The sequence below is a fragment of the Microbacterium sp. S1037 genome (genome assembly GCF_048381605.1).
GTDB lineage: Bacteria > Actinomycetota > Actinomycetes > Actinomycetales > Microbacteriaceae > Microbacterium > Microbacterium testaceum_B.
In genome coordinates this window covers 1950847-1964639 of sequence record NZ_JBLWIG010000001.1, presented here as the reverse complement: position 1 = coordinate 1964639, position 13793 = coordinate 1950847, and the positions used below count along the sequence as shown (strand labels likewise).

The window sequence follows — 13793 nt, the reverse complement described above, 5'->3', positions numbered from 1 at the left end:
TCAGTTCCCTTCCACGCGCAGCACGGAGACCACGCGCTCGACGACGCCGCTCGCGGCGAGACGCTCGACGGTCTCGCTCAGGTCCTGCTCGCGGGCCTTGTGTGTTCCGATGATCAGGCGGGCGGAGCCCGAGGTCTGAGTGTTCTCGTCCGCCTCGATGACGGTCTGCTCGACGGTCGCGATCGACACGCGCCCCTCGCTCAGGATGCCGGCGACGGTCGCCAGCACGCCCGGCTTGTCGTCGACCTCGAGGGTGATCTGGTAGCGCGTGATGACGTGACCGATGGGCACGGCGGGAAGGTTCGCGCGGGTCGACTCCCCCACCCCGACGCCACCGGCGATGTGACGGCGTGCCGCCGAGACGACGTCGCCGAGCACAGCGGAGGCGGTCTGCACGCCGCCGGCGCCGGCGCCGTAGAACATGAGGTCACCCGCCGCCTCGGCCTGCACGAAGACGGCGTTGTTCGCACCGTGGACGCTCGCGAGGGGGTGCGACCGGTCGACGAGAGCCGGGTAGACGCGGACCGAGATCGACTCCGAGCCATCGGCGGCCGTCAGGCGCTCGCACACGGCGAGCAGCTTGATGACGTATCCGGCGTGGCGCGCGGACTCGATCATCGCGGCGTCGACCGAGGTGATGCCCTCGCGGTGCACGGCATCCAGGGGAACCGTCGTGTGGAACGCGAGGCTGGCGAGGATCGCGGCCTTCTGCGCGGCGTCGTATCCCTCGACGTCGGCCGTCGGGTCGGCCTCGGCGTAGCCGAGGGCCTGCGCCTGCGCCAGGACGTCGGCGAAGTCGGCGCCCTCGGTGTCCATGCGGTCGAGGATGTAGTTCGTCGTGCCGTTGACGATGCCCATGATGCGCACGACGCGGTCGCCGGCGAGCGAGTCGCGCAGGGGCCGGATGATCGGGATCGCGCCGGCCGCGGCGGCCTCGTAGTAGACCTCGGCGCCCACCTGGTCGGCGGCCTCGAACACCTCGGAGCCGTGCGTGGCGAGGAGCGCCTTATTGGCCGTGACGACGTCGGCGCCCGAGGCGATCGCGTGCAGCACCTGCGTGCGGGCGGGCTCGATACCGCCCATCAGCTCGATGACGATGTCGCTGCCGACGATGAGGGTCTCGGCATCCGTCGTGAAGAGCTCGCGCGGCAGGTCTGCGTCGCGCTTGGAATCGAGGTTGCGCACGGCGATGCCGGCGAGCTCGAGCTTCGCGCCCGCGCGGTCGGCGAGTTCGTCGCCGTGCTTGAGAAGCAGGTCGGCGACCTGCGAGCCGACGGCGCCGGCGCCGAGGAGCGCCACGCGAAGCGTGCGGTAGTCGGTCATTCGGTGTCTCCGTGGGGTGTATCGGTCGGATCGGATGCCGGGATGCCGGCGTCTCGCGAAAGTAGGTCGTCGATGGTCTCGCCGCGCACGATCACGCGGGCGCTGCCGTCACGGACCGCGACGACGGGCGGGCGCGGCGTGTAGTTGTAGTTGCTCGCGAGCGAGAAGCAGTACGCACCGGTGGCGGGCACCGCGAGCAGATCGCCCGGAGTCACATCCGCGGGGAGGTACTCGGCATCCACGACGATGTCGCCCGACTCGCAGTGTCGGCCGACCACGCGCGACAGTGCGGGGGTCTCGGAGCTCGTCCGCGAGACGATCCGCGCCGAGAAGTCGGCGCCGTAGAGGGCCGGGCGGGCGTTGTCGCTCATCCCGCCGTCGACGCTGACGTAGGTGCGCTCGAGGTTCTCGGCGGCGGTGACGGTCTTGACCGTGCCCACCTCGTAGAGCGTGACACCGGCCTGACCGACGATGACACGGCCGGGCTCGGTGGCGACGTCGGGCATCGGGATGCCGCGCACCGCGCACTCGTCGGCGATGGCATCCAGGATGCCGTCGGCGATCTCTTCGATGGGCTTCGGGTCGTCGACCGAGGTGTACGAGATGCCGAAGCCTCCGCCGACGTTGAGCACGGGGATCTCTCCCCCGGCGAGCAGGTCGGCGTGGAGGTCGACGAGGCGTGCGGCGGACTCGCGGAAGCCCGAGGAGTCGAAGATCTGCGAGCCGATGTGCGCGTGCAGTCCCACGAAGCGCAGGCTCGGCAGCTCGCGGATACGGGCGACCGCCTCGGCGGCGCCCTCGAGCGAGAAGCCGAACTTCTGGTCTTCGTGCGCGGTCGCGAGGAACGCGTGGGTCTCGGCGTGGACGCCGGTGCGCACGCGGACGAGCACCGACTGGACGGCGCCGCGGCGGTCCGCGATCGCGGCGAGACGCTCGATCTCGATCGGGCTGTCGACGACGACGGAGCCGATGCCGACCTCGACGGCGCGCTCCAGCTCGGCGACGCTCTTGTTGTTGCCGTGGAAGCCGAGGCGCGCGGGGTCCGCGCCGCCCGCGAGGGCGACCTCGAGCTCGCCGCGGGTGCACACGTCGACGGCGAGTCCCTCGTCGACGACCCAGCGGACGACTTCGGTCGAGAGGAAAGCCTTGCCCGCGTAGTACACGCGGGAGCGGATGCCATGACGAGCCGCCGCGGATTCGAACGCGGCGCGGGCGCGGCGGGCGTGCGCGCGCACCTCGTCTTCGTCGAGGACGTAGAGCGGGGTGCCGAAACGATCACGGAGGTCGAACACCGAGACGCCGCCGACCTCGACGGAACCGTCGTCGCGGCGACGGGCGGACGCGGGCCAGACGGGAGCGACGAGCTCGTTCGCATCGGCCGGGGCGGTGAGCCACTCGGGCACGAGCGCGGAGTGCGAGGCGGACACAGAGGGACCAATCGGGTTTTGCGGCGACGCGACGGCCGCGGATCACGGCTTCCGCCCCCGCGGAGAGTCACGCGGCGGGCAGCCCTAGCAGTCTAGGGCACGGCGTATGCCGCTCCCTTCCCGCGCCCTATCCGCAGGAGCCGTCGCGCTGGAGTGCCGGATCGTTCAGAACCCCACCGTCGATGTCGAACGACGCGACGAGGTTCTGACCCTGGACGGTCGCCGAGGTCAGGGTGAGCGCCGCGGGAAGGCGGTCGGCGAAGCAGAGGCTCTGCGAGCGAAGCACCACATCGGCCACTCCCCCGAACTGCGCCCGGAGGGTGTCGGCGTCGATGCTGTTCCCGCCGAGCTGGAAACCCGTCGGGGTGAGCGTGAGGTCTCCGTTCGACGCACCCGGCGTCACGGACACTCCGACCGGGATGCCCACTCCGAACACCGACAGCTCGTTCGTGAAGGTCAGATCGGGGGCGGCCATCGCGACCGTCCCGGAGGGGAAGTCGGGGATCTGCGCGAGGAGCGTGCGCAGCTGCTGCTCGTCGAGGCGGATCGACGCGGTCCCTCCGTCGGCGGCGCCTCCGCCCGACACCGGGACGCCCGTCATCTCGGCGCGCACGTCACCGGTGATGGGACCCAGGGTCACATCGTCCGAGGTGATCGTCACGTCGTCGAGGCGGCCGGCGAGCAGTTGAGGCAGGACGACCCCACCGAGCTCCACGTCGACATTCTGGTCGTCGGGGAGGCCGATCTTCTCCACGACGAGCGAACGGACGGTGTTCGAGATGACCGACCGGGCGATGAACTCCGCCGCCACCGCGGCGCCCGCCACCAGGACGACGACCACGATGAGGATCGCGATCCACCGGCCGTTCTTGCGCGGCGTGGGAGCCGTGGCATCCGTCATCCGTTACATCCGCTCCGGGGCCGAGACGCCGAGCAGGGTCAGTCCGTTTCGCAGGACCTGGCCGGTCGCGTCGTTCAGCCAGAGGCGCGTGCGGTGCACGGGCTCGACCGGCGCGTCGCCGAGCGGGATCACGCGGCAGTTGTCGTACCAGCGGTGATAGAGGCCGGCGACCTCTTCGAGGTAGCGGGCGATGCGGTGCGGCTCGCGGACATCCGCGGCGTGGGCGACGACGCGCGGATACTCCTGGAGGGCTCCCAGCAGCGCCGACTCCGACTCGTGGTCGAGCAGCTCGGGGGCGAACTCGGAACGATCGACCCCGGATGCCGCGGCGTTGCGCGCCACGTTGTGCGTGCGGGCGTGCGCGTACTGCACGTAGAACACAGGGTTGTCGTTCGTGCGCTTCTGCAGCACGTCGAGGTCGATGTCGAGGTTCGAGTCGGCGGAGCTCCGCGTGAGGGCGTAGCGGGCGGCATCCACTCCGACGATCTCGACCAGATCCTCAAGGGTGACGACCGTTCCCGCGCGCTTCGACATGCGCAGAGGCTGGCCGTCACGCACGAGGTTGACCATCTGGCCGATCAGCACCTGCAGGTTGACGTTCGGCACATCGCCGAACGCGGCGCACATCGCCATCAACCGCTGCACGTAACCGTGGTGGTCGGCGCCGAGCATGATGATGCAGCAGTTGAAGCCACGCTCGCGCTTGTCGAGGTAGTAGGCGAGGTCGCCCGAGATGTAGGCGGGCTGCCCGTCGGACTTGATGATGACGCGGTCTTTGTCATCGCCGAACTCGGTCGAGCGCAGCCAGGTGGCGCCGTCGGCCTCGAAGATGTGCCCGAGCTCGCGCAGGCGCGCGACGGCGCGCTCGACCGCGCCGGAGTTGTGCAGGTCGTTCTCGTGGAAGTAGACGTCGAAGTCGACGCCGAACTCGTGCAGCGACTGCTTGATCTCGTCGAACATGAAGTTGACGCCGAGCTCGCGGAACGCCTCTTGCTTGGCGTCCGCGTCGAGGGCGTCGATGTCGCCGTCGTACGCCTCGGCGACGCGCTTCGCGATGTCGCCGATGTAGGCACCGCCGTAGCCGTCATCCGGCGTCGGGTCACCCTGGTGAGCGGCGACCAGGCTGCGGGCGAAGCGGTCGATCTGCGCACCGTGGTCGTTGAAGTAGTACTCGCGGGTCACCTTCGCACCCTGCGACGACAGGATACGCGCGAGGGCATCGCCGAGCGCGGCCCACCGCGTTCCGCCGAGGTGGATCGGCCCCGTGGGGTTGGCGCTGACGAACTCGAGGTTGATGATCTCGTCGGCGCGACTGTCGTTCGTTCCGAACGCCGCGCCCTGCTCGACGATCGTCTTCGCCAGGGCTCCGGCGGCGGCGGCATCGAGTCGGATGTTGATGAAGCCGGGACCGGCGACCTCGACGCTCGCGACACCGTCGACGGACGCGAGGCCCTCGGCGATCTCGGCCGCGAACTCGCGCGGGTTCGCACCGACCACCTTCGCGAGCTTCATCGCGGCGTTGGAGGCCCAGTCGCCGTGGTCGCGGTTCTTCGGGCGTTCGAGGGGCAGGTCGGCGGCACTCAGCCCGGCCGAGGACCCCTCTCGTCGCGCCTCCGCGAGCGGGACGATGACGGCGAGCAGGGCGGCGGAGAGGGCAGCGGGATCCATAGCCCTGCAATTCTAGGCGGCGCGGCCCGCTCCTCTCGCCGGTCCATCTGCATGACCCGTGGGGCCGATGTCACTCGGTGTGGCTGGTGGGACGGCCGCGACCGCACCGATCATGCATACGGGCCACGGCGGGGCGGCGACGTGCGTCAGGCGATCTGCACCAGCGCTTCGTGGTCGTCGGGGGCCGTGGCATCCGGGATCTCGTTCTCGAGGACCGCGTCGACGTGCATGCGCTCGAGACCGACGTATCCGCCGTGATAGCTGAGGAAGGCGCAGTCGGCGGCGTCACGGCCCGTTGCGATCCGGACGAGCGAGCGGCGGTCGGCGAGGCGGGTCGCGTCGACGACGTACCACGCACCGTCGAGGTACGCCTCGGCGACCGCGTGGAAGTCCATCGGCTCGAGCCCGGGGGCGAAGCACGCCGCGTAGCGCGCGGGCATGTCCATCGCGCGCAGCAGGGCGATCACGACGTGCGCGTAGTCGCGACACACGCCCTGACCGGTCATGAGCGTGGTCACCGCGCTGTCGGTACCGAGGCTGAGGCCGGGGGTGTAGGTCACCGTCGTCGCGACGAAGTTCGAGACCGCGGCGAGGAGGTCTGCCCCGGCGAGTCCGCGGAACTGCCGCCGCGCCTGCGCGAACACCTCGTCGGACTGGCAGTAGCGACTGGGGCGGAGGTAGGTGATCGTCTCGAGGTCGCTCGTGCGCGGAGTCTGCGACGGCCCCTGCACGACCGCGTCGTACCGTACCGAGAGCGGCCCCTGCTCGGCGGTGAGCCTGTGCAGACGGCTGCCGGACTGGTCGACGATCTCGGTCGGGGTATAGAGGCGATCACCCTGCGAGAAGGTCAGGTTCTCGCTCGCGAGGGGCACGCCCTGCGCGGCGGTGATCTGGAAGATGAGGTCGACGGACGCCCCCAGATCGAGGTCGAGTTCAGCGGTCACCCGGCGCGGCACCGAGCAATCCTCGCACGCCGCGGGGGTGGTTCGGCCCGCGGCGCGGGAAGACCCCGTCAGCCGTCTTTCTTGCCGGGGCCTCCCCCTGCTCCCGGACCCTGATCGTCCTTGCCCGGACCCTTGCCCTTGCCGTTGTCGCCCGGGCCCTGCTCGCCCGGATTCGCGGGCGCTTCGTCGTCCGATGACCCGTCGTCCGATGACCCGTCGTCAGAGATGGTCGGCTGGTCCTCGGGTGTTGCCTCCGGCGTCGGCGTGGGCGTGGGTGCCAGCGACGTCAGGTCGGCGCGGACGGTCGCGATCCTGTCGAGGATCGCTGTGGCGTCCTCGGCAGACAGCTCGCCGGCATCACGACGGGCCGTCACCTCCGCCTCGAGCGCGTCGAGAGTGGCGAGGGCGGATGCATAGTCCCCGGCCGAGGCCTGATCGGCGACGGTGCGAACGGTGCTCTGCCACGCGGTCGGCTCGGTGGCCGGCGGCGTGCACCCGGCGAGCGCAACGGTCATCGCGACAAGGACCCCGACCATGGGGAGCGTGCGGCGCCTCACGGTCCGACCTCCGTCCAGAGGTCGCCGAGATGCTGGTCGAGCGGCGAGGGCAGCGCGGGCAAATCCGGCGCGGCGCTCGCGGATGACCCGCTCAGCGCGACAGCGGTCGCCGTGCCGCCGCCGACGAGGAGGACGGCGATGACGGATGCCACGATCGCGGCGCGGCGCGAGATCCGCCGCCGCGGCTTGTCGAGGACGCGCGTGGGCGCGGGCTCCTGCGGCAGGACCCGGGTTGGCGACTCGCCCGTCGTCCCGGAGACCGCTGTCCGGACATCGGCGGGCACCGGCACCTCGGACAGGGAGCGGAGAGCGACGATGAGGCCGGCGGCATCCGGGCGCTGGGCGGGATCCACGGCCGTCATCCGCTCGAGGACGTCGCGCCACGCGTCGGGGATTCGCGCGGGGATCTCGGGCGCCGCAACGAGACGTGCGGCGAGCGCTTCATGCGGCGTCCGCCCCGCGAAGGGGCGCGCGCCGGTCAGGGCTTCCAGCAGCACGAGCCCGAGGGAGTAGACGTCGCTGGCCGGTGCAGCCGGCATTCCGCGCGCCTGTTCGGGACTCAGGTAGGCGGCCGTGCCGACGACCGTCTCGGCGCGGGTCACGCGCGTGGCGCCCACCAGCGAGGCGATGCCGAAGTCGGCGAGCGTGGCTCGCGGCTTCTCTCCGGAGTGGGCGCCGGGGCGGATGAGGATGTTCGACGGCTTGACGTCGCGGTGCACGATCCCGCGCGCGTGGATCACCGCGAACGCCTCGGCGATCTCGACGCCGGTGCGGGCGACGTCTTCGGCCGACATCGGTCCGCGGGCGATGAGATCGGTGAGGGTGGGACCGGCGATGAGCTCCATCGACAGGTACGCGGGAGTCGCCGCCAGGCGCGCGTCGTAGAGGGTGACGAGCGAGGGGTGCGACAGCGACGCGAGCAGGCGGATCTCGGAGCGCACGCGCACGGCATCCGAGGGGTCTGCTCCCTCGCCCTCAATCACCTTGAGGGCGACGGTGCGGCCGAGCGACGTATCGACCGCTTCATAGACGCGCGCGTAACCGCCCTGTCCGAGGACGCGTCCCAGGCGGTAGCGGCCGTCGAAAAGGTCCTCGGCGGACGCGTGGTAAGGCGCAGTGGGAATCGATTCGGTCATCTTGGCTCTCTCGGGGCGGGGACCCCGAGGGTCTCACACGAGGTCGTCGTTCGAGGAACGCGTCGTCGAGCGCGTGACCTGCGCTCCCCCGACTCCTTCGGTGCGGGTCACCGTGTCGGTCTGCCGACGACGAACGAGGAGCACGATCCCGATGAGGAAGACGACGACGCCCGCCCCCATCATGATGTAGCCGATCATGCTGAGGTTCACGAAGTCGTTCGGGAGGTTCACCGCGAAAGCGAGGATGGCGCCGATGACGAACAGCGCGATGCCGGCTCCGATGCTCATGGCAGGCTCCTTTCAAGAGTTCCCCCAGCATCCCAATGCCCGGCCGAATCGCGGAGAGGTCTTGACAACGCCCCCTCGCGCGTTTTCACCCTCGCGCAACGTACCGCCCGACGATTCGGGCGCCTCGGCGGTGCGGACAGACTGACGGCCGTGCCGAGCCCCCTGACCATGTTCGACGTCGACGCGCTCGGGGTCACCGTCCGGATCGATGTCTCAGGCTTCTCGCCGACCGACCGCGATCTGCTCGCGGAAGGCTGGTCGGGCGCTCGCACGAGCGGAAGAGCGGAGCCCGCCTCCATCGTGCGGTGCCGCGCGGATCTCCCCCTCGACGCGGCCGCGGCCGACCTCACGACGCGAGTGACGCTCGCCGCCCTCTCCGCGCGCCGCGGCGAGCTTTGGATGGTCCACGCCGGCGCCGTCGCCGACGACCACGGGAGGGTCGTGCTCTTCTCCGGGCGTTCGGGCATGGGCAAGACCACGCTCATGTCGCGCCTCGCGCGACAGTTCGCGTACGTCACCGACGAGAGCGTCGGCGTGACCGCTGACGGAACCGTGCTGCCGTACCGGAAGCCTCTCTCGGTCATCGTCGGCGCCGGCGCCAAACAGCAGCTCCCGCCGAGGAGTCTCGGCCTCCGCGCCCTCCCGTCGGCACCGCTGCGCCTGCATGCGATCGTCGTCCTCGACCGCAACGGGGACGCCGCCGTCGCCGAGCTCGAGCCGCTGAACATGACGGATGCCATCGCCGCGATCGCCCCGCAGTGCAGCTACCTCTCCGAGCTCGATGCACCACTGACGACGCTGCTCGGGCACATCGAGAGCGTCGGTGGACCCCTCCGACTGCGCTACCGCGAAGCAGAGGACGCTCTTCCGCTGATCCGCGACCTTCTCTCGTCGCCCCCGCGCGACGCGATCTCGACGTTCGAGCGCCTGACGATCGTCCCGGTGTCTGCCACCGCGGGCTACGCGCGGACACCGGTTCTGGATGCCATCACCCTCGCGGACGGCCGGCTCGCCGTGCTGCGACGCAGCGGAGAGGGCGGGAGTTCCGTCCACGTCCTCGACGGCATCGGCCCCACGCTCTGGCGGACGGCGAGCGGTGTGACGCTCGACGACCTGGTGGTCGCCGCGGTGCGTGCGCACGGCAACCCGGCCGACGGAGACGCGCGCAGCGCCGTGCGTGCGACTCTCGACGAGCTGCGCGCCGAAGGACTCATCGAGTATTGGACCTGAGTCGATCAGGTTGGTGAGAACGAGTCTGGGGACGGGTGAATCGGATCTCGTCTGGGCGACGTTATGTGACGACGAGGGGCTGGACGTCGTGGGTCTTGCCGTCGAGCTCGCGGGCCAGGTCATAGTTGGTCTGCATGGCCATCCAGGCGCGCGCGGTTCCGACGCCCGCACGCTCGAGGCGGATCGCAAGGTTCGGGCTCACCCCGGAATGTCCATGGATGACACGACTCAGGGTGACACGGGCGACACCGAGGCGCGCAGCCGCCTCTGCGACGGTGAGGCCGAGTTCGCCGAGTACGTCCTCCCCGATGATCTCTCCGGGGTGCGGTGGATACTTCATCATCATGCGGTCCTCCTTCAGTGATAGTCCTGGTAGTCGACGAGCTCGACGTCCTGCCCGATGAATCGGAGTGTGACACGCCAGTTTCCGTTCACCCAGAGCGACCAGTGACCGGCGAGATCACCCTTCAACTCGTGGGCTCGGTACCCCGGAATCGCGAGGTCGGCCGGTGATTGCGCCACGTCGAGGAGACCGAGGATGCGCGTCAACTTCGGCGCGTGCGCAGGCTGCACACCCTTCTTCGAGCCCGACTCGTAGAGCGCCTGGAGCCCCTTGTGTCTGAAGCTCACGATCACGGAGCGAGTGTATCGTGTATCGCATCACGATACAACGCGCTTTTGGTGTCGGCGAGCGGCGCGGCTCAGCGAGCCGCCGCAATTGCGCCGGAGTCGATATCAGGGCCCGTGCCGCCCGATCTCGCCGCGAGTTGTGATCGTCACAGGACGACGCCTGGTGCCCAAGACCGAGCAGTGCCGGCTGCAATCATTGCGGTGCCGATACGACATGCTGGGCTGGTGGACGAGCGAGGACGAGACCGCGAACCACCGCGCTGGCTCCTGTGGTTGTTCGCCGCGCTGCCGCGACTTGAGGTCGTGGCGGGTGTGGTTCTGCTTCTTGGATTCGCCGCGCTTGTCATTGCGGTGGCACTCGGCTACGAGGTCAATCAGTAGGAGAGGTCACGCGACTGAATCAGGTCGGGCTTCTGTCTCCCAAATGGGGGGGGTGAGTTGGTGATGCTCGAGACGTGTCGCGGTTCCAGCTGCTTCCGGATGCTCAGTGAGATCTGATCAGCGGGTTCTTGCCCGGTCCGATCGGCCGTAAGGGCAGCAGGCCTGCGCGCAGGTGAAAGCGGTGCAAAGGATGCTCGGCGACTCGTCCGCGGCGATGGCTCTGGAGGTTCACGCCGATCTCTTCGAATCGATCTCGACCGAGTCGTGACCGCGCTCGACGAGGCGAAGCGTCGTTCATTTGATGTCACGCCGTTGTCACGGGCATAGAGAAAGGGACCGCGATTTCTCGCGATCCCTTGTCTCCACTGGTGCCCCCGACAGGAATCGAACCTGCGACCTTTGGTACCGGAAACCCAGGACGGGCCGCTACCTGACGCGACCGACCCGCAGAACGCCGTGATTACACGGGACACAGCTCACGCGAGCAACTTTCAATCACCCTCGATCACGTCGTCTGTTGCCACGGTGTTGCCACGAGCGAGCCATCTTCACAGTCCAGCGCAGCGACCCGGCAACGGGACTCGAGCCTCCGTCGCGGCAGATCAGGTGCCCTATCTCTTAGCTTGCTCCGTGACTTATGTGCCGTACATCTATAGCTTGCTCCGTGGCACCGGGCGTCTCATAAGAGACACTCGCGCCGAGGGGTAACCCTCAGTCCGCGACCCGCCTCACGCGACGCGTCGCTCAGACTGTGCCCTCGGCACCGACGTGCCTAGATGGTGTCGAAGGGGATGTCGTCGTCTTCGTAGTCGGGCGGGATGCTTGACCTCCACCCGGTTGGGTCTTGGTCCGCGGCGGGGCCTTCCAGGGGGACGGTGGCGATTGAGATGACGATCGAGGTGGCGGCTGTGACGAAGAAGATGAAGCGTTGCCCGCCGTCGGCGGTGACGTTGAGGAAACCGCCGGCCGCGTGGGCCGCTCGGAGGATCTGCTCGCGTAGGTCGTCGAGGCTCTCGAGCGGGCCGAGCGCGTAACTCGACCCGTCGACGGTGAGCGTGATTCGCTCGATGCTGCCCCCCATGCGAGCCAACGTAGATCGACGTGGCTCCGCGCGGCCCGGGGTTGCGCATGCGACAAGCGCGAGGGACACTCCGGCCGCCCGCCGCGCGCCGCTTGCGAGCTGATTGTCCACGATCTCGCGCGGGGCGCAAGGGGATGCGCGGAAACATGAGGAAGCACAGAGTGAGCCGCAGGTACGCGCCGTCCGCAACTCGTCCCCCCGGCGACCGGCGGTACTGGAAAGGTCATCATGGGCAAGTTCACGTACGACTCGAACATCAAGATCGAGTTCGAAGACCGACTCCTCGCGCACCTGCAAGCGGTCATCATGGCGAAAGTCCGTCGCAGTGAAAGCTTCACCTTCACCTGGAAAGAAGACATCAGCACCGGCGGCGGCCGCACCACCGTGTACATCCACCCTTACGTGTCGTTGGTGTTCAAGTTCAACGGCGGGCGGACACCTCAGCTCAACCCGGCGTGGCTGCAAGCGCTCACCTACACCGCCAACTCTGGCCGAGGTCTCTACGTCGTCCCCGAACCGGACCACGAGATCCGCCACCAGGCAACACCTCACCCGATGACCTTCAGTGAGGTGCCCGCCGACGCACCCCCGCCCGCCGCTGGACATTGAAACGCCGTCGCCGCCCTGGATAATTGGACGGTGACCGAAATCAAGGGTTAACCGCCCAGACGCTCCCGCGAGCAGCTCGAAGCCTGGGTAAAGGAGTTTGAGGACGAAGGTCACTGCATCCCCGGCAGGATCTCGGTCGCCCCGCAAGAAGACACGGACCGCGAAGACACCGGCCTCGTCATCGTGCACCTGCGTAACGCTCCGTCCTCCATCTACATCAAGCCCCGTGGGTACGACGACCCGGTGTGGGAGGCCACGCTCTCACCTCAGCCCGAGGATCACGTCATGTCCGTGAACGACATCGCCAACCTCGCCGCCGAGATCGTCATTGCGGGCAACCTGTGCGCGTTCCTGCAATGGAAGTCACTCGACTGGGACCGCAATAGCGGTCGGCACTGACGCGGACGGTCAGAGGGCCTTTGGTTTCGTGAGGCCCGGCACACCCTGACCTGCGAGCCGTCGCGTGATCGCGCCGGTAAGTTTCTGCCACGTCGCGAGCGGGTCACGCGGTTCACACTCGCGGGCATGCTCAGCGTTGTGAGCATCCCAGAGGGCCACTTTCGCATCACTGAGCGCGTCGAATGATGCCAGCGGGGCCGAGTCCCCATCGAACGCATCCCAACGCTCATCACGGCCGAGAGTCACGAACCCCACGATTCGGTGCGAACACGCCCCGATAAGGAAGTCATCCTCGATCGACGTCCAGACAAGCCTTGCAACACCCTGCGCCCCGAACATAGGTAGCTCCTTTGCCCACCCAATGACGTACTGAGCAGAAGGTACAGCCGTTGTTGAGCGAACACCTTGGGAATCGATCACGCTGATCATATTGCGACGCGCAGATGACAATTAACGACAGAGTGACGCCCACCCTCCGCGCCGGACCCCACGTTTCGAATCTTTGTTCTACCCTGTATTTCCTCGGCCGGAGGAAGGATCCGGCGCACCGTGGAGACCTGGCACCCCATCATGTCCGCCGTCGAAGGCCCGACCGGCACATGGCGGATGGTCGACCCGCACGGCATCGAGTACGGGCGGATCGAGATCCGCCGCGTCATGAACGGTCAGCAGGTCGCCTACAAGGCCATCCACCGGGGCGAGGTCATCGGCTGGGCGCACACACTCCGCCTCGCGTGCCACAAGATCCACATGGCTCACCTGGCGACCATGGGGAACCCCGGGCCACCGGTTGCAGACTGGGGGCAACGCCACCCTAGGGGAGACGATCGATGACCTGGCGGCTCCTTGCGTCAGGACTCGCCGGAGTCGCTCATGGCGCTCTCGGGATTGATCTTCAGATCGCCTGGACGCATCAGATCAAGAAGTGGCGCGCGCCGAAGCATCCGCGCGGTGAAGTCACCAATCAATCGATCCCGAATGCCCTGATCCACCCCCATGCCGTCAATGACGGCATGCACTTCGTCTATGAGACGGCGGGCCGGGTCAGCGCGGTACCAGTGGTAGTTGATCGGAGAGTACGCCGGGTTGACGCATATGGACGATGAGCCATCCAGGTCGCGTCGCTCCGTCACGCGATGAGTCTATGAGATACCTAGGCATCCAAGCCTCCTCTCGCTCATTGCGGAGCCAAGCAGTTGCTGGCCGGGTAACGCTACCC

At 68.4% G+C, this 13793-nt stretch carries 17 protein-coding genes; 4 read left to right on the top strand and 13 right to left on the bottom strand.

Annotated elements, in window-relative coordinates; translation table 11 throughout:
• The 8 genes from ACMW4R_RS08870 to ACMW4R_RS08835 form a co-directional block, all read right to left on the bottom strand.
• Positions 1 to 1323 carry a homoserine dehydrogenase gene (locus ACMW4R_RS08870; protein ID WP_418299700.1) on the bottom strand — a complete coding sequence of 441 codons (1323 nt, stop codon included), beginning with the start codon at positions 1321 to 1323 and terminating at the stop codon, positions 1 to 3.
• Positions 1320 to 2750, bottom strand: coding sequence for a diaminopimelate decarboxylase (lysA, locus tag ACMW4R_RS08865; protein WP_058597253.1), 1431 nt, complete (start codon positions 2748 to 2750; stop codon positions 1320 to 1322). The genes ACMW4R_RS08870 and lysA overlap by 4 nt, the downstream gene beginning before the upstream one ends.
• A gap of 127 nt (positions 2751 to 2877) precedes the next feature.
• The gene (locus ACMW4R_RS08860; RefSeq protein WP_058628461.1) at positions 2878 to 3651 is read right to left on the bottom strand and encodes a DUF2993 domain-containing protein; all 774 of its coding nucleotides are present in this window, start codon (positions 3649 to 3651) and stop codon (positions 2878 to 2880) included.
• A 3-nt stretch (positions 3652 to 3654) separates the two neighbouring features.
• Positions 3655 to 5319, bottom strand: a complete 1665-nt coding sequence (argS, locus tag ACMW4R_RS08855) for an arginine--tRNA ligase (RefSeq protein WP_418299699.1) — start codon at positions 5317 to 5319, stop codon at positions 3655 to 3657.
• A 146-nt stretch (positions 5320 to 5465) separates the two neighbouring features.
• Positions 5466 to 6275: a transglutaminase-like domain-containing protein gene (locus tag ACMW4R_RS08850; RefSeq protein WP_058628459.1), complete on the bottom strand. Its 810-nt coding sequence runs from the start codon at positions 6273 to 6275 to the stop codon at positions 5466 to 5468.
• Positions 6276 to 6331: 56 nt separating this feature from the next.
• A complete protein-coding gene (locus ACMW4R_RS08845) occupies positions 6332 to 6820 on the bottom strand; it encodes a hypothetical protein (RefSeq protein ID WP_418299698.1) in 489 nt (162 codons plus the stop codon).
• On the bottom strand, positions 6817 to 7956 hold the full coding sequence (locus tag ACMW4R_RS08840; RefSeq protein WP_418299697.1) for a serine/threonine-protein kinase: 1140 nt from the start codon (positions 7954 to 7956) through the stop codon (positions 6817 to 6819). Before ACMW4R_RS08840 ends, ACMW4R_RS08845 begins: the two co-directional genes overlap by 4 nt.
• Before the next feature lie 33 nt (positions 7957 to 7989).
• Positions 7990 to 8244, bottom strand: a complete 255-nt coding sequence (locus tag ACMW4R_RS08835) for a DUF6458 family protein (RefSeq protein ID WP_058597247.1) — start codon at positions 8242 to 8244, stop codon at positions 7990 to 7992.
• A gap of 150 nt (positions 8245 to 8394) precedes the next feature.
• On the opposite strand from ACMW4R_RS08835, the gene ACMW4R_RS08830 reads away from it, so the two are divergent.
• Entirely contained in the window at positions 8395 to 9474 is a 1080-nt protein-coding gene (locus ACMW4R_RS08830; RefSeq protein ID WP_418299696.1) for a hypothetical protein, read from the top strand.
• Positions 9475 to 9535: 61 nt separating this feature from the next.
• Here the strand turns inward: ACMW4R_RS08830 and ACMW4R_RS08825 are convergent, their stop codons facing one another.
• The 3 genes from ACMW4R_RS08825 to ACMW4R_RS08815 all read right to left on the bottom strand — a co-directional run bounded on the left by ACMW4R_RS08825 (position 9536) and on the right by ACMW4R_RS08815 (position 11566).
• On the bottom strand, positions 9536 to 9814 hold the full coding sequence (locus ACMW4R_RS08825) for a HigA family addiction module antitoxin (protein ID WP_418299899.1): 279 nt from the start codon (positions 9812 to 9814) through the stop codon (positions 9536 to 9538).
• Between the two features lie 17 nt (positions 9815 to 9831).
• A complete protein-coding gene (locus ACMW4R_RS08820) occupies positions 9832 to 10110 on the bottom strand; it encodes a type II toxin-antitoxin system RelE/ParE family toxin (protein WP_418299695.1) in 279 nt (92 codons plus the stop codon).
• A gap of 1147 nt (positions 10111 to 11257) precedes the next feature.
• Positions 11258 to 11566: a hypothetical protein gene (locus tag ACMW4R_RS08815; protein ID WP_418299694.1), complete on the bottom strand. Its 309-nt coding sequence runs from the start codon at positions 11564 to 11566 to the stop codon at positions 11258 to 11260.
• Between the two features lie 228 nt (positions 11567 to 11794).
• On the opposite strand from ACMW4R_RS08815, the gene ACMW4R_RS08810 reads away from it, so the two are divergent.
• Both ACMW4R_RS08810 and ACMW4R_RS08805 read left to right on the top strand, forming a co-directional pair.
• Positions 11795 to 12175: an ATP-dependent DNA ligase gene (locus ACMW4R_RS08810; protein WP_418299693.1), complete on the top strand. Its 381-nt coding sequence runs from the start codon at positions 11795 to 11797 to the stop codon at positions 12173 to 12175.
• 183 nt (positions 12176 to 12358) lie between these two features.
• Positions 12359 to 12574 (top strand): hypothetical protein, encoded by a 216-nt coding sequence (locus ACMW4R_RS08805; RefSeq protein WP_418299692.1) that lies wholly within the window; start codon positions 12359 to 12361, stop codon positions 12572 to 12574.
• A 9-nt stretch (positions 12575 to 12583) separates the two neighbouring features.
• On the opposite strand, the gene ACMW4R_RS08800 is transcribed toward ACMW4R_RS08805, so the two are convergent.
• Complete coding sequence (locus tag ACMW4R_RS08800; protein ID WP_418299691.1) at positions 12584 to 12994, bottom strand: hypothetical protein; 411 nt, start codon at positions 12992 to 12994, stop codon at positions 12584 to 12586.
• A gap of 129 nt (positions 12995 to 13123) precedes the next feature.
• Between ACMW4R_RS08800 and ACMW4R_RS08795 the strand changes: the two genes are divergently transcribed.
• On the top strand, positions 13124 to 13408 hold the full coding sequence (locus ACMW4R_RS08795; RefSeq protein ID WP_418299690.1) for a hypothetical protein: 285 nt from the start codon (positions 13124 to 13126) through the stop codon (positions 13406 to 13408).
• Positions 13409 to 13425: 17 nt separating this feature from the next.
• Here the strand turns inward: ACMW4R_RS08795 and ACMW4R_RS08790 are convergent, their stop codons facing one another.
• Positions 13426 to 13707 (bottom strand): hypothetical protein, encoded by a 282-nt coding sequence (locus tag ACMW4R_RS08790; RefSeq protein WP_418299689.1) that lies wholly within the window; start codon positions 13705 to 13707, stop codon positions 13426 to 13428.
• Between the last annotated feature and the right edge of the window lie 86 nt (positions 13708 to 13793).